The organism is Kitasatospora arboriphila, from assembly GCF_039528095.1.
GTDB lineage: Bacteria > Actinomycetota > Actinomycetes > Streptomycetales > Streptomycetaceae > Kitasatospora > Kitasatospora arboriphila.
In genome coordinates this window covers 1-968 of record NZ_BAAALD010000234.1, presented here as the reverse complement: position 1 = coordinate 968, position 968 = coordinate 1, and the positions used below count along the sequence as shown (strand labels likewise).

The following is a 968-nucleotide window of genomic DNA, read 5'->3' as shown; positions in this document are numbered from 1 at the left end:
AGGGCGTCCGCCAGTAGGTGCTGCGGATGGTGGCAGTGGAACAGGCACGGTTCGCCCGATCATGGAGGTCTCTACGCTTCATGATCACCGGGGGATCCGTGCCTGCTGTCCCATCATGCATTCTTGACCCGATCCGCGACCAGTTCCTCGCTCTTCTGCCAGTGCGTGAGGACCTGCACCCGCTGGGCTGCCACAACCCGCGAATCAGCGACGCCGTTGTTTTCGACCGCTTGGTGCAGGTCCTGGTCTTCGGTTGTGGATACGAACGGGCAGCGGACGAGCGCTGCTCGGCCACAACCCTGCGGCGGCGCCGCGACGAGTGGATCTCCGCCGGCGTCATGGAAGACCTGCGGCTGCTCGCGCTCGCCGCTTACGACCGCATGATCGGCCTCGAACTCGACCGCCTGGCCGCGGACGGCTGCATCACCAAGGCGCCCTCAGGTGGCGAATGCGCAGGCAAGAGCCCGGTCGACCGGGCCAAACTCGGCCTGAAACGCTCACAGTTGACCGACGGCGTCGGCATACCGCTGGTCACCGAGCCTGCCCCGGCGAACACCCGTGACCACACCCTGCTGCCCGCCACACTCGACCTCTTCGCCGCCCTGGAGCCGATTCTCGGGCCGCTGCCCGAGCACCCGCGTCTCACCCTGGACGCCGGCTACGACTATCGCCCGGTCCACGACGGCTTGGCCGACCGCAGGATCGACGCTCGCATCGCCGCACGCGGTGCGAAGACCCCGATCCAGACCGGCGGCCGGTGGGTCGTCGAGCGCACGAACTCCTGGATGAACAACTTCGGCAAACTCCGACGCTGCACTGAACGCCGCAAAGCCGTCATCCAGTTCTTCCTCGCCCTGGCCAGCGCTCTCATCATCGTCCGCTGCCTGATCCGACGCGCCTGGACCCTCTACCGGTGGGACACCCGCCCACGAAGCCCTCGCATCCGATGACCTACTGGCGGACGCCCT

1 protein-coding gene is annotated in these 968 nt (G+C 67.3%); it reads left to right on the top strand.

Annotation, left to right across the window (positions count from 1 at the left end; translation table 11 throughout):
* Positions 1–98 precede the first annotated feature (98 nt).
* On the top strand, positions 99–950 hold the full coding sequence (locus tag ABD353_RS39680) for an IS5 family transposase (protein ID WP_344628574.1): 852 nt from the start codon (positions 99–101) through the stop codon (positions 948–950).
* The last annotated feature ends 18 nt before the right edge of the window (positions 951–968 follow it).